The sequence below is a fragment of the Micromonospora sp. PTRAS2 genome, from assembly GCF_054052245.1.
Genome location: NZ_JBSWBU010000006.1, coordinates 178,648 through 197,199 on the forward strand (window position 1 = coordinate 178,648; position 18,552 = coordinate 197,199).

At 78.2% G+C, this 18,552-nt stretch carries 9 protein-coding genes; 1 reads left to right on the forward strand and 8 read right to left on the reverse strand.

Features of this window, described 5'->3' with window-relative positions:
* Window positions 1-54 precede the first annotated feature (54 nt).
* The 8 genes from ACVMYR_RS20685 to ACVMYR_RS20720 form a co-directional block, all read right to left on the reverse strand.
* Window positions 55-1,947 carry a hypothetical protein gene (locus ACVMYR_RS20685; RefSeq protein WP_457122460.1) on the reverse strand — a complete coding sequence of 631 codons (1,893 nt, stop codon included), beginning with the start codon at window positions 1,945-1,947 and terminating at the stop codon, window positions 55-57.
* Window positions 1,944-5,606 (reverse strand): DUF5682 family protein, encoded by a 3,663-nt coding sequence (locus tag ACVMYR_RS20690; protein ID WP_431892022.1) that lies wholly within the window; start codon window positions 5,604-5,606, stop codon window positions 1,944-1,946. Before ACVMYR_RS20690 ends, ACVMYR_RS20685 begins: the two co-directional genes overlap by 4 nt.
* A complete protein-coding gene (locus tag ACVMYR_RS20695; RefSeq protein WP_457122461.1) occupies window positions 5,603-6,796 on the reverse strand; it encodes an ATP-binding protein in 1,194 nt (397 codons plus the stop codon). Before ACVMYR_RS20695 ends, ACVMYR_RS20690 begins: the two co-directional genes overlap by 4 nt.
* Window positions 6,797-6,876: 80 nt before the next feature.
* On the reverse strand, window positions 6,877-11,844 hold the full coding sequence (locus tag ACVMYR_RS20700; protein WP_457122462.1) for a hypothetical protein: 4,968 nt from the start codon (window positions 11,842-11,844) through the stop codon (window positions 6,877-6,879).
* Window positions 11,841-12,698 carry a DUF4132 domain-containing protein gene (locus ACVMYR_RS20705; protein WP_077937411.1) on the reverse strand — a complete coding sequence of 286 codons (858 nt, stop codon included), beginning with the start codon at window positions 12,696-12,698 and terminating at the stop codon, window positions 11,841-11,843. The genes ACVMYR_RS20700 and ACVMYR_RS20705 overlap by 4 nt, the downstream gene beginning before the upstream one ends.
* 108 nt (window positions 12,699-12,806) lie before the next feature.
* Window positions 12,807-15,008 (reverse strand): peptidase domain-containing ABC transporter, encoded by a 2,202-nt coding sequence (locus ACVMYR_RS20710; protein WP_457122463.1) that lies wholly within the window; start codon window positions 15,006-15,008, stop codon window positions 12,807-12,809.
* Window positions 14,966-15,958 (reverse strand): TIGR04500 family putative peptide maturation system protein, encoded by a 993-nt coding sequence (locus tag ACVMYR_RS20715; RefSeq protein WP_077937409.1) that lies wholly within the window; start codon window positions 15,956-15,958, stop codon window positions 14,966-14,968. Before ACVMYR_RS20715 ends, ACVMYR_RS20710 begins: the two co-directional genes overlap by 43 nt.
* Window positions 15,955-16,968, reverse strand: coding sequence for an ATP-grasp domain-containing protein (locus ACVMYR_RS20720; RefSeq protein ID WP_457122464.1), 1,014 nt, complete (start codon window positions 16,966-16,968; stop codon window positions 15,955-15,957). The genes ACVMYR_RS20715 and ACVMYR_RS20720 overlap by 4 nt, the downstream gene beginning before the upstream one ends.
* 120 nt (window positions 16,969-17,088) lie before the next feature.
* Here ACVMYR_RS20720 and ACVMYR_RS20725 point away from each other — a divergent pair, with 120 nt between their 5' ends.
* Entirely contained in the window at window positions 17,089-18,510 is a 1,422-nt protein-coding gene (locus ACVMYR_RS20725; RefSeq protein WP_457122465.1) for a helix-turn-helix transcriptional regulator, read from the forward strand.
* The last annotated feature ends 42 nt before the right edge of the window (window positions 18,511-18,552 follow it).

Genomic DNA, 18,552 nt, shown 5'->3' on the forward strand with positions numbered 1-18,552 from the left:
TCGCCCCGCACCAGGCGCCGTGGGGGCGGCGGTCCACGCCGGCCCGCCCGTGGATCAGCCGGCCGCCGGTGCCACCCAGGAGGACCGGATCAGCTCCCGCTCGGTGGCGGCGAGGTGGGCGGTCGCGGCGAGCCAGGCCCAGGCGTACCGGTCCGGGTCGGGGTCGGTGAGCCGCCCGAACGCGTCCCGGCCGCGCCGGTCCGACTCCGCCACCAGCGCCGACGCCACCGCGGCGGCGGTGGTGAAGCCGGCCCGGCGCAACGGCACCGCCAGCGAGGCGGCCTCGTCGCGGGCCGCCTCGGCCACCGCCCGGCGGCCACCCGAGACGGCCAGCTCCACCAGCCGACGCACCCGCCACAGCGGGGACTCCGCGACCGCGTCGACGTCCGGCGCCGACTGCGCCGCACCGGCCTGCGCGCGGGGCGGCAGGTGCGAGCCCTGGATCTGGTCGTAGCCCAGGTCCGCCCGCCCGTGCCACTCGGGCGGCAGCCGCAGGGTCTCGGTGGCACCCGGCACCGCGCCGACCGCGAGCGGGCGCAGCGTGCCGGCCCGGTCGGGGTCCAGCCGACCGACCACCCGGATCCGCAGGCCCGGCCAGGACGCCAGCCGCCGCAGGTTGGCCACGTGCGCCAGCACCGGGTGCGGGTTGGCCGGCACCAACCGGATCACCGGCCCGTCCGGCACCGGTGCCCGGTCCGCCCCCGCGCCGGGGGCCAGCTCGCGGGCCAGCACCTGGTCGCCGACCGCGCCGACCACCACCAGGTCGGCGCCGAGCAGCGCCGTGCCGGCCCGCCCCGCATCGGCCGGGTCGTCGACGGCGAGCTGCCCGGACACCACCTCCGCCAGCGGCCGGGCGAACAGCTCCGCCAGCACGCCGCTGGACCAGTCGGCCCCGGTGAGGGGGGTGGCCCGCACCCCCGCGCCGGCACCGAGCCGGCCGTCCGGGGAGACCGTGCTGCCGGTGATCCGCAGGCCGCCCCGGGCCAGCGCCGCGTGGTCGACCGAGGCCGCGCCCATCTCCGTGACCGCGTGGGCGCAGTCCCTGGCGCGGTTCGGGCCGCCCGGCTTCACGTCGGCGAACGAGAGCCGACGGCCGTCGGCGGCGACCAGGTGGGTGACCACGCCGGCGTACCCGGTCGCGCTGATCACCGGTTCCCGGCAGACGCCGTACACCTCCAGCGTGCCGTCCGGCTCGTAGGCCCGCCGCAGCACGCCGACCAGCGCCGGATCGGGATCGCCGGCGGCGAGCCGACCCGCCGCGTACAGCAGGTCGTGCAGCACCTCGACCAGGTCGGCGAGCCGGTGGCCGGTCTGCCGGGACCGGTGCGCGCGCAGGCCGCGCACCAGGCGCAGCGCGGCGGCCTCGGCGCGCGGCAGGCCGGCCAGGCGGGCACCGTGCGCGGCGCGCAGCAGATCGGCCTGACCGACCGCGCCGGCGGCCGGGACACCGGAGGCGAGCACCGCGGCGGCGGCCCGCCACAGGGCACCGGCGGCGGCCCGCTGCGCCTTCGTCGGCGCGCCACCGGCGACGGCCGGGCCGGCCGCGCCCGCCCGCCCGGCCCTTCTGGCCCGCCCGGTGCCGTCCGGGGTGGACGGCGCGGCGGGTGCCGGGTCGGGGTGGCTGGCCGGGTCGGCGACCGGGCAGGCGGCCAGGACCGCCGCGAGGTGCAGGCAGCGGGGTGCCAGCAGGCAGGCACACCGGGCCTGCTCCGGACCGGTGACCGCGCCGGTCGGGCCGGGCCGCAGCACGACCAGGGCCTCCGGCCCACACTCGACCGACACGCCGCCGTCGACCTGGCCGACCGGCAGCGCGGCCAGCCGCTCGACGGTGGCGTCCAGCCGCCGGCGCAGCCGCGACGGCAGGGCCGCCACCGCCGCGGCGGCGACCGCCGGCGACACCGGCGGTAACCGGTCCGCGGCCACGGCGGTGGGGGTACGGTTCGTCAACGTGATCCTCCCCGGACACGGTCGCCCACCCAGCGGGCGAGTTCGAGCGGGCTGAGCGCGGCGACCGGCATCCCGGCCGCGACAAGCTGCTCGGCGACCGGCACCGAGTAGCAGGGCAACCCCCGGTCGTTGAGCGCGGCGCAGCCCAGCAGGTGCACGCCGGCCGACGCCAGGGTGCGGACCTCGCCGAGCAGCCCGGCCAGCGGGTAGCCCTCCTCGAAGTCGCTGACCACGGCGACGATGGTGCGGCTCGGCACGGTCACCAGCGAGCGGGCGTGGGCCAGCCCGGCGGCGATGTGCGTGCCGCCGCCGACGCGCACCTCCAGCAGCAGCGACAGCGGGTCGTCGACCCGGTCGGTCAGGTCGACCACCTCGGTGGAGAAGGCGAGGAAGTGGGTCGACAGGGTGGGCACCCCGGCCAGCACGGCGGCGGTCAGCGCCGACCACACCACCGACGCCTCCATCGAGCCGGACACGTCGACCACCAGCACCAGCCGCCAGTCGGCCTCCCGGCGGGTGCGGGTGTGGAACACCGGGCGCTGCGGCACGACCACCGTCCGGCCGTCGCCGAGCCGCCGGGTGTGCGCCAGGTTTGCCCGCAGCGTACGGGCGAGGTTGATCCGCCCACCGGGTCGGCGGGTCGGGCGCGGGCTGGTCAGCCCGGTCAACGCCGGCCGCGCCTGGTTGGCCAACCGCGCGGTCAGCTCCTCGACCAGTCGCCGCACCAGGGGCCGCAACGCGGCCAGCTTCGCCTCGGGCAGGCCGCCCGCCAGCGACAGCACCGACGCCAGCAGCTCCACCGAGGGGCGCACCGAGGCCGGGTCGAGTTCGCTGAGCACGTCGGTGCGGCCGTTCTCGGCGGCCCGGGCGATGACCTCCTCGCGCACCGTCGTGCCGAACAGCGCCTCCAGTTCGTCGGCCCACTCGCGGGCCGTCGGGAAGGCGGGCTCCTGCCCACCGCCTGCCGAGGGGCCGAGGTCGATGCCGCCCTCGCCGCGCCCCGCCCCGTACAACTCGTCGAGGGCGCGGGCGTAGCGGCGGGCGTCGGCCGGCAGCCGGTCGGGTTGCCGGCCGAGCAGCAGCCGCCACCGGTCGGCCGGGGTCAGCCCGCCGCCCGGCGCAGCCGCCGCCCGGTCCCCGCCGCCGACGGGGGCGTCGACGGCACCGGCGTCCGGGCCCGGGAGCGGCAGGGCGCGGGCGAGCAGCACGGCCCGGCCGGCCGCGTCGGCGGCGGCCCACCGGGCCAGCAGCTCGGGCGGGGCGGACAGGGACAGGTCGAGCCGGTCGCCCAGCCGTTCGGCGACGGTGTCCAGCAGCCGCTCCCGGGCCGCCGGGGTGAGCGCGTCGAACCCGCCCCGCAGCGCGGGCAGCCGGTCCAGGAACTCGGGGTCGGTGAGTCGTTCGACCCGGTCCAGCAGCGGGTCCAGCGCGGCGGGCGCGGACTGCAGCAGGGGGTGCGCGGCGGTGAGCAGGCCGCCGAGCAGCCGGTGCAGGTGCCGTCGCGTGTCCGGCCCGGTGGCCGCGTCGACCCAGCCGGCCACGCGGGTGCCCAGGGTCGCCAGGTCGGTCAGGTCGAGCAGCACCCGGGCCGCCAGGGCGGCGCCCTGCATCAGCGCCGAGCCCGACCGGGTCAGGTCGTCGAGGGCGGCGTCCAGGCGCAGGCCGATCCGGTCCTGCCCGGCCCGCACGGCGAGGTCGACCAGGGCGGCCGCGTCGTCCGCGGCGTCGCTGCCGGCCAGGCCCGGCAGCCCGCGCACCGCCGCGTCCAGCAGCACGACGGCCAACTCGGCCGCCCGGTCCCGGCTCTCGGCGGTGGTGCCGGGCAGGTGCTGCCGGCGCAGCGCCTCCAGCAGGTCCAGTGCCGCCAGCAGCTCCGGCAGCGTGCCGGTGGCGGGCAGCACGGCGGCGGCCAGGTCGAGCCGGTCGGCGACCAGCTCGGGCAGGTCGCACCGGGCGGCGTCGCGGAGCCCGGCGAGCAGCTGCGCGGCGGTGGGCCCGCCGTCGGCGACCTCGCGGCGGAACCGCTCCCGCAGCGTGCCGGTCGCGGCCAGCGCCGCGGTGACCCCGCGCACGCCGACCAGGTCCAGACGGGCCGCCACGGACGGGGTCCAGGCCAGCTGCCAGCGGGTGGTCAGGGCGGCCCCGTCGCCGGTGCCGGTCACCGCGACGGGTTCGCCGTAGCCGACACCGCAGACGTGCAGGCGGTGCAGCAGGACCTCCCGCCGCCGGTCCAGGTCGGTGCGCAGCGGGTCCAGGCGGACCTCGCGGGCCTTCGGGCTGTCGGGGTGGGGCAGGCGCAGCGCGGCCAGCGCCGCCTCGACCGCCGGGCCGAGCCCGGAGCGGGGCGTGCCGGGGGCCGTCCGTCCCCGGTCGGCGCCGACCAGCACGGTCTCCAGCGCACGGGCCAGGGCGCGGCCCCGGCCGAGCAGCTCGCCCTGGCCGAGCACGGTGGTGACCGCCTCCAGCACCTCGCCCCGGCCGGGGGCGGGCAGGCCGCGCAGCCGGGCCAGGTCGTCGGCGAGCCGCACCGCCTCGGCGGCCTCGCCGGTGCCGGCGGTGTGCCCGGCCGCGCGCAGCTCCCGGCACACGTCGGTGACGGCGCGGGCGGCGGCGGCCCGGATCCGGTCCGGGTCACCGCCGGCGGCGAGGACGGCCTGCTGCCAGCGCGGGTCGCGGATCCCGGCCGGGTAGCCGGACCGGGAGTCGAGCAGATCGAACGCGTAGGGCACCAGCGAGGTGGCGACGGCGTCGCCGGGTGGGGCGCTCGACCGGTCGGCCGCCCCGCCCAGCGGGCCGTCGGTCGACCGGGCCGGGCCGCCGGTGGCGGGGCCGGCGTGACCGGCGGCGTCGGGCGCGAGCAGGGCCGGGGCGTGGAAGGCGCCGACGACGGCGGCGACCCGTCGGCCGTCCGCGCCCGCGTCGGCCAGCACCCGGCGCATGTGCTCCTCGCGGGCCAGGTCCCGCGCCGGTACGCCCTCGTCGCCGGCGCTGTCGGCGCGCATCGCCCAGCCCACCCCGAGGGCGGCCCGGCGCACGGCCTCCGGCGAACAGCCCGGGGCGCGTACCTCGACCACCCGGTCCCACATGTCGTCGCCGTCGCGGCCGGTGCCGCTGGCGCCGAGCCCGGCGGCGTAGCGCGCCGGGCGGGGGCCGGGCACGCCCTGGTCCGCGTCGGCACCGCCGACGGTCGTCGGAGCCGCGCCGGCGGCCGTCCAGCCGGGATCGGCCAGCGGCAGGTCACAGCAGATCACCTCGACGCCGCGCTGCCGGGCCCAGCGGATCGCCGCCAGCTCCGGCGAGAAGTCGGCGAACGGGTAGAAGCCCATCGGCCCGTCCGCGCCGTGGCTGCCGACCACGGCCAGCGGCGCCCGGGCGGCCGGGTCGGACAGGTACGGCAGCCAGTGCTGGAAGTCCGCCGGCAGCTCGACGGCGACCACCTCGGCCCCGGCGGCGTCCAGCAGGGCGGGGACCACCGACGCCAGGGCGGGGCTGTGGTGCCGCACCCCGATCAGGTAGGGCCGCGCCGAGGCGGCGAGGGCGTCGACCACGGCGCGCGGGTCGGCGGCCGACAGGTCGGTCGCGGCCGGGCCGCCTGCCGGCGGGTCGAGCACGGCCGGTGCGCCGGCCGGGCCGGCGGGTTCGCGGGACGGTGGCGTCACCGCAGGCTCGCCCGCAGGTCCCAGAGCCGACGCCACATCGCCGAGCCGTCCTCGGCGCGGCGGCGGACCGGGCCGTCCCAGTAGCCGAGCAGCCGGGCGTGGTCGTTCTCGTCGTCCTTGCGGACCACCCCCAGCAGGTGCCCGGGGACCAGGTCGAGCGGGTCACCGCCGGGCAGGTACGCGGCGGCCAGCCCGAGCGACGCCGCCACCTGCACCGCCTCGGCGGTGGACATCACGGTGCCGGGCCGCTCCACGTCCCAGCCCTCGCCCGACCGGCCGGTGCGCAGGTCACGGAACACCGTGATCAGGGCGTCGAGCACCGCGTCGTCCACCGTGTACGGTGCTCCGGCGCGCTCGACGGCGGCGGTGGCCTGCCGGCGGACCAGGTCGGTCTCGGTGCCCGCGTCGGCGATCGGGTGGACCGTCTCGAAGTTGAACCGGCGCTTGAGGGCCGAGGACATCTCCGACACGCCCCGGTCGCGCAGGTTGGCGGTGGCGATCACGGTGAACCCGGGCGTCGCACGGATCAGGCCGTCCCCGGTGCCGGACAGCTCCGGCACGTTCATCCGCCGGTCGGACAGGATGGACACCAGGGCGTCCTGCACCTCGGGCAGGCAGCGGGTGACCTCCTCGATCCGGGCCACCCGGCCGGTGCGCATCGCGGTCAGCACCGGCGAGTCGACCAGGGCCTGGGGGGTGGGGCCCTGGGCGAGCAGCAGCGCGTAGTTCCAGCCGTACCGGAAGGCGTCCTCGGTGGTGCCGGCGGTGCCCTGCACGGTCAGGGCGCTGGTGCCGCAGATGGCGGCGGCCAGCAGCTCCGAGAGCATCGACTTGGCGGTGCCGGGCTCGCCGACGAGCAGCAGGCCCCGCTCGCCGGCCAGGGTGACCACGCACCGCTCGACCAGGCTGCGCTCGCCGACGAACTTCGGCGCGATGGTCATGCTCGCCGGCAGGTCGACGCCGCCGGGGCGGCTACGCCGGTCGGCCGGCAGCGACAGCGCCTCGCCGTCGCTGCCCCGGATGAAGGTGACCACCGCGCGCGGGGTCAGCGCCCAGCCCGGCGGCCGGGCCCCGTCGTCGTACGCGGCCAGGAAGGCCAGCTCGTCGGCGTACCGCTGCTCGGCGGAGAGCACCTGGGCGGCGGCGTTGTCCGGCGCCGCGGTGGGGCGGACGTGTTCCGTCACGGTCACGGGGTTCCTCGATCTCTCACTGGTGTCGGACGTGCGGGAGGTCGGTGGTGGGGCCGGCGGCCCCACCGCCGACGCGGGGATCAGCGCGGGGCGCGGGTGGCCGGGGCGTCGAGGCGGGGCGGGTCGCCGTCGCACGACCGCCGCCAGGCCCGCCGGTACAGGTCGGCGACCGGCTCGCCGGGCACGGTGACGCCGAGCGCGGCCGTGCCGTCGGGGGCCAGGTCGAACAGGGTGGCCTTCCAGCCCTCGATGGGGGCCTGCCCGCCGCCGCGGGCCAGCCACGGGCCGGGCAGGAACAGCGACCGACCGGCCCGGGGCCGGCTGGCGGCGACGACCAGGTCGGTGCCGGCCAGCTCTGCGCGGGCGGCCTTGAGCCGGGCCGGCTTCCAGCCGGTCCACGTCGCCGTGTTGCGGTCGGTCGGGTCCGGCATGGCCAGCAGCATCAGGTACACCGCCGCCGCGTCGGCGCCCAGGCCGTGCGCCGTGACCACCTCGGCGACGAGGTCGGGCACGGACCGGGTCGGGTCCTGCGGCCACCACGTCCCGTCGGCGGCCCGCTCGCCGCCGGCCGGGTCGCCGGGGTCGGCGAGCAGCGCCGCGAACCGCGGGTCGCGGACCAGCCGCAGGGCCACCTCCATCGGGTACGGCCGGGCCGCGTCGTAGCGCAGCGTCGGCAGGTACGGGTCCGTACCGTCGGCGTCGAGCAGGTCCGGCCGCAGCGCGGGCGAGGGCTGGTCGTCGTGGGTGGCCAGCACGATCGCGCCGTAGCGTTCCCAGCCCTTCCCGGTCTCCGACGGGGTGCCCGCCACCTGGCGGAAGTTGGGCAGGGAGACGTACCGGTCGAGGTCGAGCAGCAGCTCCGGGTTGGCCAGCCGCTCCCGGATCGCGGCCAGGGCGGCCGGCAGCGCGGCCCGGCACGCGTCGCCGGCCGGCGTGTGGTGGGCGACCCAGGCGGTCAGGGCGACCGTCGAGGTCAGCACCGCGCCGGTGAAGCCGGTGGCCCGCTCGTCGACCGGCCGGGCCCGGTCGCCGCTGATCCGGAAGGCCAGGTCGGTGCTCAGCTCGACCGACCGGGCCGGGTCGAGCAGCGCCGGCAACGCCTGGGCGGGGCTCCAGGCCGCACGGACCGCGCGCACCGCCGCGGCGAGCAGGTGCTCGGGCACCACGACCCGGCGGCCGAGGGCGGCGTTCCAGACCTCTGCCGCCGCGTCGACGTCCGGCCCGTCGGTCCACAGCCGGGCCGGGTCGGCGGGCAGCAGGGCCGCGACCACGGCCCGGCGCAGCGGCGCGGCGGCCTCGTTGAGCACGCCGAAGGCCAGCTTGACCTCGGCGACCTGCCGGATGCCGAGCGCCCGGCGGGCCTCGACCGGCACGGGGGTCGCCGAGTCCGCGTGCGGCAGGCCGGCCAGCACCAGCTTCGCGGCGGTGGGGGTGACGCCGGTCAGCTCGGCGAAGCGCTCGGCCGCCTCCGGCCGCCACGGCAGTGGGCCGCGCGCGGCCCACTCGGTGCGGAAGCGGGCCAGCCAGCCGGCCGGCCGGGCGTCGCCGACCGGGGTCGAGGCGTCCACCGTGTACGGCTCGGGCACGGCGAACACGCCGGCCGGGTCGTGGTGCAACGCGTCGAGGTGGTAGCCGGTGCGGGTGCCGCTGGCGGCGAGGACGGCGAGGAACGCCCCGTCGGGCAGCGGCAGGATGCCCGGCCGAGGATGCCGGCGCTTGCCCTGCGCGTCGTTCAGGTCGTCGTCGAGCAGGTGCAGCCGCAGCCGACGCCACCGGGCGGGTTCGGTGGCGGTGGTCAGGTCGAGCCGGTCGAGTTCCGTGAGCAGGGCGGCCAGGTCCTCCCGCTGCTCGTCGGGGGTGACCGCCGCGACGGCCCGGTAGGCGACGGCCGCGACGCCGTCGAGCACCGGCCACCAGTGCAGGGCGCCGGGCAGCACCGGCCCGTCGATGTGCAGGCGCACCCCGGGGTCGACGCCGCCGGTGGCGGAGCGCTGGGCGTCCAGCGCCTGGAACTGGGTGAAGGCGTGGGCCAGGTCGGCCTCCCCGTAGGCCGTGCCGCGCAGCCCGTCGAGCGCCGCGCTGAGCCGCCGGTCCGTGGGGCCGGCGGCGGTGGCCACCGGGGCCTGCGCCGGCGCGGAGAGCGCCCGGGTGAGCCGCCCGGTCGCCGCGTCCAGGTCGGTGCGGACGCGGGCGGCCATCCGCAGCACCCCGGCGACCCCGGCGAGCAGGGCGTCGTGGCTGATCGCCGGCACCGCCGACCGGATCAGCGCGACCAGCGGGTCAGGGGCGGTGGTGGCCGGCCCGCCGGCCCGTGCCGGGGCGGTCGCGCCGGGGCGGCTGGCCGCCGCCTGCGTCGCCGCCGCGTCGGCCAGCTGGGCGCGTCGTTCGTCGACGGCGGCGGCGAGCAGACCGGCGACGGCGTCCCGGTCGATCCGGCGCAGGGCGGTGGAGCCGGCCGGGTCCCGGGGCAGCAGATTGCCGAGGAAGTCCGGGCCGGGCAGCGGCACCGCGCCGGGGGTGTAGTCCTGGCCGGACACCCCGGCCACGGCCGACGCGACGCCGTCCGGGTCGAGCAGGGCGAGGTTGCCGAGCACGGCGCGGGGCCGCTCATCGCCGGGCAGCACCAGCGCGGCGACCGGTTCCTGTCCCGCCGGCACGGTGACGGCGCGGCCGGCCAGGTCCTCGCCGCACACGGAGCCGTCGGGCCGGGTGACGACCCGCCAGCCGAGCAGGCCGTCCACCGGCGCGGCGGCCGGGGTGGCCTGCGGCGACAGGGCGGACCGCAGCCAGCTCGTCCGCTCCGTGAGGCGCTCCCCGGCGGGCAGGTCGGCCAGGAACCGGGGCAGGCTGCGCCGGCCGTGGGCGCCGCTGGCCGGGTCGTGCTCGCGCCAGCCGTGGTCGCCGTCGTCGTCCCTGCGGTAGACCCAGTGGGTGGTGCCGTCGGTGATGACCGGCAGCTCGTCGGGGACGGCGGTGTCCCCGGCGTGCAGCACGCCGCCGCCGGTGGTCCGCCCGCCGCCGGCCAGGGGCAGGGTGATCGTGTTGCGTCGCGGCTGGCTGCCGCGGGTGCGGCCCTGGAGGGGCTGCGGCTCGTCGGGGGCCGTGTGCCAGTAGCCGCGCAGGTTGTAGTCGAGCTCCTGGGAGCGCCAGAAGACCAGCAGGCGGCCGTCGACGTAGTGGTAGCCGGGCTCGCCCCACCGGTCACGGGCGGGGATGCGCAGGTCGTGGCGGAGCACGATGCCCTCGGCGCCGATGACGCGGACGGTGGTGGGGCCGCCGAGGATCACGTAGGGCCAGGCTTCCTGCCGGGTCGTCTCGATTCGGTGGTCGCCGCCGGTCACCTCCTGCCAGGCCGTCTCCCACTCCGGCCAGCCCAGCTCGTCGAAGATGCCGCCGCGCAGGCTGGCGGCGACCTGCTCGGCGAGGTCGACGCCGAGGGCCCACCCGAGGTCGCCACCAGGGCCGGCGTCGGGCCCGTCGGCGTCGTCGGTGACCAGTCGCAGCGCCTCGGCCGGGAGCCCGCCCAGCCAGCCCACCGACTCCCGCAGGTACGGCAGCCCGGCGGTGAACCGGTCGCGGACGCGGCCCCGCAGCCAGTCGGCCAGCAGCGGCCGCAGGCCCGGCGTGTCGGCCAGCCGGCGCAGCGTCTCCGACTCGTTGTCGAGCCGGGCCAGCCCTCGGCGCAGGGGCTCGGTGAACCGGTCGTCGCCGGCCAGCGCGCGCAGGTCCCGTTCTCCCCCGGTCCTGGCCCACTGCGCCAGGTCCAGGGTCTCGCGCTGCCGCGGCGCGGCAACCGGCAGGTCGAGGGCGAGCAGCAGGTCGAGCAGGTCCAGGTCCTCGCCGATGGCGAGGGTCTCGCCGCTGTCGGCCAGCTCGGCGCGCAACCGGTCGGCCATCCGTTCGACCAGCGGATACAGCGCCGGAAGCCGAGGGGGCCGGTAGCCGGAGGTGGCCCGGTCGAGGAAGCGGCGCAGCCACCCGGCGGCACCGTCGCGGGGGCGGGCCGCGTCCGGCACGTCGGGGTTCCACAGCCCGGCGAGGGCGCCGGTCTCGGTCAGCAGGGCCAGCCAGGAGACCAGGTCGTCCCGGTCGGTGGGCATCAGGTCGAGCAGGTTGCCGCGCACCGCCGGCTCCCGGCCGGCCAGCGCCGCCACCGCGGGCAGGTGCGCCCGCCACCAGCCGGCCGGCGCCCCGGCGACGGCGGGCAGCCGGAGCAGCTCGGTCAGGTAGGCGGCCACCCGGTCGGCGGCGCCGGCGTCGGCCTTGCCGGCGGCCCGGGCCAGCCGGTTGACCGCGGTGGCCGACTGGGTGGACGGCACCACGCCGGTGGTGGCGGCCCGCAGCGCCAGCCGGCAGAACCGGTCCAGGGCCTCGCCGGGCGGCAACTGGGCGGACAGCTCCCGCGCGTAGCCGGCCAGCGCGGCGCCGGACACCACCTTGGCGGACGCGAACTCCAGGTAGACCTCGTCGAGCCGGTTCAGGTCGATGGGCAGGCCGTGCTGCGCCTCCGCCCGGCGCGCCTTGTTGAACAGCTGCGTCGCGTAGGTGTCCTGCCCGACGGCCAGGAACACCCGAGCCGCCTGCTCGAAGAACGTCGGCAGCACGTGCGGCAGCGTGCGGGCGAACCGCTCGGCGACGGCCAGGTGCCCGTCCAGGGCGACCTTGGGCCGGGACCGGGCCTGCCGGGCGAGCTTGCGCAGCTCGGGCACCACCGCCAGGACGTGCCGGCCGTCGGCCGGGTGGTGGACCAGCACCCACTCGGGGAACGCCAACGGACGGCGGGGTCCGAGCCCGACGACGGCCGGCTCGGCGGCCGGGGCGAGGCCGAGGAAGCCCACGGCGGCGTCCTCGCCCTCGCCGAGGGCGGCGTCGACCAGCCGTACGACCGGCCGGTCACCGAGGACCGGGTGCCCGTAGCTGCGGGCGGTCAGCGGCACCGCGACGTCGCCGGCCCCGGCGGCGCCGGTCGGCAGCACCGCCCCGGCGGCCAGCAGGCTCTCCGCCGACGGCGGGGCCGCGGCAGTGGTCGTGGTGGTGGTCGCGGTCATGCCGTCCTCCCCGTGGTGGTCGCGGCGCCGGACAGGGCCGTGGCCATGCGCATCCCCTCCGACCAGGCGACCGGCCCGACCTCGGCCAGCCGCAGGGTCGGCCCGTCCACGACCGTCCAGGACAGGCCGCCCAGCGTCGCCTCGGAGTCCCAGTAGTCCTCGTCGAAGCCCAGGGCGGCCTCGACCGTGTGGCCGCCCTCCCAGACGCGGCACCTGACCTGCGAGCCGGAGACCCGGAAGCCGAACGTGGCGGCCCGGACGGCCAACCGGTTGGGCACCTTCGTGCCCCGGAAGTCGGTGACGGTGGTGTCCCGGTCGGTCAGGGTCGCGGGCCGGGACCAGGTGCCCCGGTGCAGTTGCTCGACGCGCTGGGTGATGTCGAGTTCGTCGGCGAACTCGCGTAGGTCGGCCAGGGCGGGCAGGTGCGCCGGGTGGGGCAGCCGGGCAGTGGTCGGCGACAGCCGGACGGTCTCCCCGTCGAGGTCGACCATCCGCAGGTCGCCGCCGTCGGTGACGTCGCGCAGGAAGCCCGGCGCGGCCGGGTCGTCGCCGAGCACCACGAGGTCGCGCAGCGCGTCCCGCCAGGCCGGGTCCGGCCAGACCCGGGCCAGCAGCGCGGTCGGCACCGGCAGCGAGGACACCACCCAGGCGTCGACCCGGGCCAGGCACTCGGCGGCGTGCCGGTCCAGCCACTGGGCGAGCTGCCGCAGCCGGTCGACCTCCGGGTCGTCCCGCAACGCCTTGGGGAGGGTCTTCAGTGGACGCCCGGTGGCCCGTGGGCCGGCCGACCGGGCCGCCACCTTTCCGTCCACGAGGGAGATCTCGTACGAGTCTCCCACCGCTAGCCAGCCCATCAGGAACACCCTCCGCAATGGCGAAATCACCAGATTCCCCAAGGAATCCGTCATGATCGACGACGCACGGAGGCTAACAGTAGCGACCGACAAGATCGCTGGGGTCGGTCAGGGAGCGGTGCCGGACCAGGCCCGGGCGACGCCGGGAGCGGTTGTTGCGCCGGCCAGCCGGGCGAACGCGCCACCGGCGGCCAGCAGCACCCCGGGCGGCCCGCACTCCACCAGCCGGCCCCCGTCGAGGACCAGCACCAGGTCGGCGTCGGCGACCGTGGAGAGCCGGTGCGCGATCACCACCCGGGTCATGGGCAGCGCGCGCAGGCCGGCCTCGACCGCCGCCTCGGTCACCGTGTCCAGCGCGCTCGTCGCCTCGTCCATGATCAGCAGGGCGGGTTCGGCCAGCAGGGCCCGGGCGAGCGCGACCCGCTGCCGTTGCCCGCCGGACAGGCCGGCCCCGCCGTCACCGAGGCGGGTCTGCAACCCCATCGGTAGGGCCGCCACGTCGTCGTGCAGCGCGGCCAGCCGGATCGCGCGGGCGATCGCCGCGTCGGAGGCGTCGGGCCGGGACAGGGTCAGCGCCTCGCGCAGGGTGCCCGCGCCGACGTACGTCTCCTGCAACACCACGCCGATCTGCCGGCGCACCGAGGCCAGCTCCAGCGTGGTCAGGTCGACGCCGTCGAACCGGATCTGGCCCTCCGTCGGCGCGTACAGCCCGGTCAGCAGGCCGACCAGGGTGCTCTTGCCGCTGCCCGAGCCGCCGACCACGGCGACCTTCTCCCCCGGCCGGAACACGGCGGTCACCCCCCGCAGCGCCCAGGGGGAGCGCCGGTCGTACCGGAAGCCCACCCCGGTGAGGGTGACCAGGCCGATCAGCGCGGGCGCGGGCCGCCCCGGGGCGGGCTGTTCGACGGGTGCCTGGGCGATGTCGGCCAGCCGGTCCACCGTGGGCGTCAGCAGCGTGAACGACGGCAGCCGCTGCGCCAGCGCCACCGCCGGGGTGATCGCGGCGACCGCGAGCGCGGCCAGCCCGGCCGCCCGCCCGGGTGAGTCGGCCAGCCGGGCCGCCACCAGGAGCATGAGCACCGGGCTGGCCACCGACCACGCGGCGAGCAGCGCCTCCCCGGCCGCCGAGAGCCGGGCCAGCCGGTACGCCGCGTCGACGCCCCGGTCGAACGACTCCTGCCACCGCCGCAGCACCCGCCGCTGCGCCCCGGCGACCCGGATCGCCGCCATGCCCTGCAGCGCGTCGGTCAGCCGGGCCGCCTCCTCGCCCGAGGCCAGCAGCTCCTCCCGTTGCAGGGCGCTGGCGCGACTGCCGATACACGCCGCCGTGCCGACCTGCACGGCGATGACGCCGGCGGCCACCAGGCCCAGCAGCGGGGCCAGCACGGCCACCACGGTCAGGTAGCCGACGACCAGCAGCGCGTCGAGCGCCGTGGCCACCAGCGACGACGCCAGCAGGTCCCGCACGGAGCCGACCGCGCGCACCCGGTCGATCAGGTCGCCGGCCGAGCGGCGCTGGAAGTACCGGTAGACCACCTCGAACAGCCGGGTCACCGTGTCGATGCCGAGCCGGGTGCCGATGCGGCGTTGCAGGGCGGTCACGGCCAGGCCCCGCGCCAGCGACAGCGTGCCGGTGACCGCCGCGAGCGCGGCGACGGCGGCGAGCCACGACGCCTGCGGGGGCGTCGCGGCGTCGATGATGGCCGCCGTCGCCCACGGCACGGCCAGCCCCGCCACGGTGATCAGCAGCGACGCCGCCGCCAGCACGGCGAGCAGCCCGGTGTGCCGGCGGAGCACCGGCGCGAGCAGCTGGCGCACCGGCCCTGGGGAGGGGGTGACCGGCGGCGCGGGGCCGGCGGGCTCGGCCAGCAGCACCACCCCGGTCGAGCCGGCGCAGAACTGGGCGGGCGTCAGCCGCCGCCGCCCGACGGCCGGGTCGACGACGTCGACGCCGCGCCGGCCGACGCCTTCCACCACCACGTAGTGGTCGCCGTTCCAGTGCGCCACCAGGGGCAGCGGCAGCTCCCGCAGACGGGTCGCGTCCTGCCGCAGGGCCGGCAGCGCGATCGCCCGGCAGCGCAGCCCGAACTCGTGCGCCGCGTCCCGCAGGTCGCGCAGGCTCAGCCCGTCGCGGCCGACGTCGAGGTGGGCCCGCAGCCTCGCCACGGGCACCGTCCGGCCCGACGCGGCCAACAGCATGGCCAGCGCGCTGGGGCCGCAGTCGGTGGCGGCGACCTGGAGCACCACGGGCACCCGCCGCCGGCCGGTCACCGCGGTCGCGCCGTCCGGTCCCGGGGCAGCCAGAACCACTCGACGTCCGTGGCCGCCCGCCGGTCGGCCAGCCACCCGTCGAACACGGCCCGCTCGACCAGCGGCCGGACGGCGTCGTCCAGTTCGGCGGGCTCCCGGGCCACCACGACGGCCGTCACCGGCGTGCCGGCGACGACGGTCGGCACCGGCCCGCAGGCGGCGCGCACCTCCGGGGCCGCCGCGGTGGCGACCGTCCGCAGCACCCCGGCGGCCCGGCCGGCGCGCACGGCCCCGGCCACCGCCGCGAGGGCCGCCTCCGGTTCGGCGGGCAGCGCCGCGTCGGCGGCCCAGGCGACGACGAGGGTGTCGAAGTCCGACCGGTGCCGGGCGAACCAGGCCGGCAGCCGGTCGGCCACCACCCGCTCGCGCAGCCGGGCGACCGCCACCGTGTGGGCGACCAGGTCGGCGAAGTCCGCGGCGGACAACCCCCGCTCCGCCAGCCACCGCGCGGTCGACGCCGGGTCGAGCAGGCCCTTCGCCCGGCGGTACGCGTCGGCCGCCGCCTGCAGCTCGTCGTCGGTGACCTCCACGGGGTGCAGTTCCAGCTCGGCGGCGAGCACGCCGGTGTCGACCAGCCGGGCGAGCACGTCGTGGTCGTACCAGAGGAAGTCGAGCGCGGCCAGGGCCTCCCCCACCAGCAGCGTCCGGGTGCCGACCCGGACGAGGTGGTGTTCGGAGTGCCGGATCGCCCCGCGCAGCGGCCACGGCAGCGCCGGGGCCGGGCTGTACGCGACGGAGACCGTGCCGGCGGGCTCGCGCAGCAGCACGTCGAAGGAGACCGAGCCGTCGCTGCTCTCCTCGTCCCGCACGAGCGCGGGATCGGCCTGCGGCCAGCGGTGTCGCAGGGACGCGAGCCGGTGCTGCCCGTCGCGCAGGCTGGCCCGCGAGCGGGTCAGCTCCCGCGCCAGGGTGAGGGCCTCGTCGAGCAGGGCCGGGTCCAGGGTGCTCATGCGGCGGCTCCGGTGGTGGACGCGACCCCGGTCAGCAGGTCGACCACGGCTGCCGTGATGGGCAGCCCGGTCTCCTCCTCGACCCACAGGTACTGGCCGCTGGGATTGATCTCGATGTACACGTACCGGCGGTCGGGGGTGACGATCAGGTCCAGGGCGCCGTAGCACAGGCCGAGCGCGCGGGTCAGCGCCACGCAGCGCGCCGCCACGTCGGCGGGCAGGTCGTACGGGCTCAGTGGGGTGTTGCGGCCGTCCTGCCGCCGCCAGTCGTGGCGGGCGTGGTTGGAGCGCTGCGAGTCGATGGCCGCGGTGAACACCCGGTCGCCGACGACGGTGACCCGCAGCTCCACCTGCTTGGGCACGCGGGCCTGGGCGATGAACGGGCAGTGCCGTACCCCGTCGACGTGCCCGATGTCGCGGTGGGTGACGGGCTCGGTGAAGCGCATCAGCTCGTTGCCGATGTCGGTCAGGCCGACCTGCTTGGCGATCAGCCGGCCGCCGGTGTGGCCGAACAGGTCGAGCACGGCGGCCGGGTCGTTGCCGACGACGGTGGCCGGCACGTCGAAGCCGAGGCGCACCGCGAGCTGGAGCTGGCGGACCTTCTGCTGGGCCCGCAGGACCACCGGGCGGGGCGCGGGCAGGGTCGGCACCTCGGCGAGGGTCTCCCAGACGTCGCCGACGAACTGCCGGCTCTCCTCGGCCACGTACCGCGCGTACGGGTCGCCGAGGTGGGCGGGGGCGACCGGGTTGCCGGGGCGGCGGAACCAGACGGCCGTCACCGCGTCGAGGTCGACGACCTGCCTGGCGGCGGGGCCCGCGCCGGGGTTGGACGGGTCGGGGTGGCGCACGAGGGTACGGGTCAGCCGCCCGTCGCGGACGGCGACCGACAGCGACGCGCGGGCCGGCACGTCGGCCGGGTCGAAGCGGACCCAGGTCTCGCCGCGGCGGCGCAGCTCCACCTCGGCCGCGTCGGCGTGCACGTCGTCGGGGGCGGTCAGGATGAGGATCATGGAGGCTCCGGACGAGGTCGCCGCCGGGGGGCCGGCGGGTGGCAAGCAGTGTCTGCCGGCGGGGGCCGGGGGGACACCGGGGAAATCCCGGGCTTGGACCCCGGTTCTACGCTCACCGGCGTGTCTACCGAGATCGTGGCCGAGCGTCTCCTGTCGGCGGCCGACAGCGCCGACCCGGACCGGGCCGCCCGCCTGGCCTTCCGGGCGTTCGTCGCGCTGTCCCGCACCGCCGACAGCCACCAGATGCTGCCCTTCCTGGCCCGCGCGCGGAAGGCACACGACGCGGTCCGCTCGCCACGGACGGAGCTGATCTACTGCACGCTCGCGGGCACCGCGGCGACCCGGGCCGGCCTCGCCGACGGGCCGGACTACCTCGACAAGGCCCTGCGGATCTTCGACCAGAACGCCTTCGGCGACGATCCGGTGCTGGTCGAGTGCGCGCTGACGGCCGCGCTGACCCTGATGCGCCCGCAGGAGGCGCGGCGCTTCGCCCCGCTCGTCGCCGCCCTCGACCTGGCACCGCTGGACCGGGCCCGGCTGCTCGCGCTGATCGGCGCCGGTGACGCGTGGGCCGGCAACCTGGTCCGGGGGCAGGCCGAGCTGCGGGAGGCGGTGCGCCTCGCCGCGCTCTGCGACAGCCTGGACGTGCAGGCCGAGGCGACCTCGTGGCTGGCCAAGTGCGACGCGCTGCGGGGCGACCTGGACGAGGCGGCGGACCATCTCGACCAGGCCCGGGAGCTGGCCGCGCGGGTCGGTTCGGCCTGGGTCGCCCGGCATCTACCCGAGTGCACGGTCGCGCTGGCGTTCGCGCGCGGCGACCACGACGCGTGGGTGGGGCTGCTCGAACTCGTGGTGGCCACGGACGCCGGCGTGACCGCCGGCCTGCAACACGAGCACCGCTGGGAGCTGGCGACCCACCACGCCCTGGCCGGCCGGCCCGGGCTGGCCGCCACCCTGCTCGCCGACGTCGCCGACCCGCCCGCCTCCTGGCCGGGCGGCCCGGTGCTGCCGGCGTGGCGGGCGTGGATCCTCGATCCGGACTCGCCGGCGACCGCGGCGGCGCTCACGGCCGCGCTCGGGAGGCTGACCCGCCCCATCGAGCGGCTGCTGGCGGCCCGCGTCGCCTGGCTGCTCGGCGCGCACCACGGCCGCTCCGGGCGGCGCGGCGAGGCGGCCCGGCTGCTGGAGCAGGCGTCCGCCGGCTACGCCCGCGCCGGTGCCGCCGGCCTACTCGCCCTGGTCCTCAAGGACCTGCGGCTGCTCGGCGGCCGGCCGCCCACCACCGGGCCCGGCGGCGCGGGCCCGGCCGGCACGGACCCGCCGCCGGCGCCGGCGTTCCCGGTCGCGGCGGGTCGGCCGGCGCTGACCGACGCCGAGGCCCGGGTCGCCGCCGCGATCGCCGACGGGCTCAGCAACCGGGAGGCGGCGCAGCGCCTGTTCGTCTCGGTCAAGACGATCGAGTTCCACCTGGGCAACATCTTCCGCAAGCTCGGGGTGCGCAACCGCACCGAGCTGGCCGCCCGCCGGGCGCGGACCGGCTGAGCCCGGGGCGGCACGACGGGGCCCGGTCGAGTCTCCCGGGCC

Bases quoted from the DNA above. Each gene is read 5' to 3' on its own strand.
- ACVMYR_RS20705 (WP_077937411.1), bottom strand. From the start codon at position 12,698: ATGGGCTGGCTAGCGGTGGGAGACTCGTACGAGATCTCCCTCGTGGAC.
- ACVMYR_RS20700 (WP_457122462.1), bottom strand. From the start codon at position 11,844: ATGACCGCGACCACCACCACGACCACTGCCGCGGCCCCGCCGTCGGCG.
- ACVMYR_RS20715 (WP_077937409.1), bottom strand. From the start codon at position 15,958: ATGAGCACCCTGGACCCGGCCCTGCTCGACGAGGCCCTCACCCTGGCG.
- ACVMYR_RS20720 (WP_457122464.1), bottom strand. From the start codon at position 16,968: ATGATCCTCATCCTGACCGCCCCCGACGACGTGCACGCCGACGCGGCC.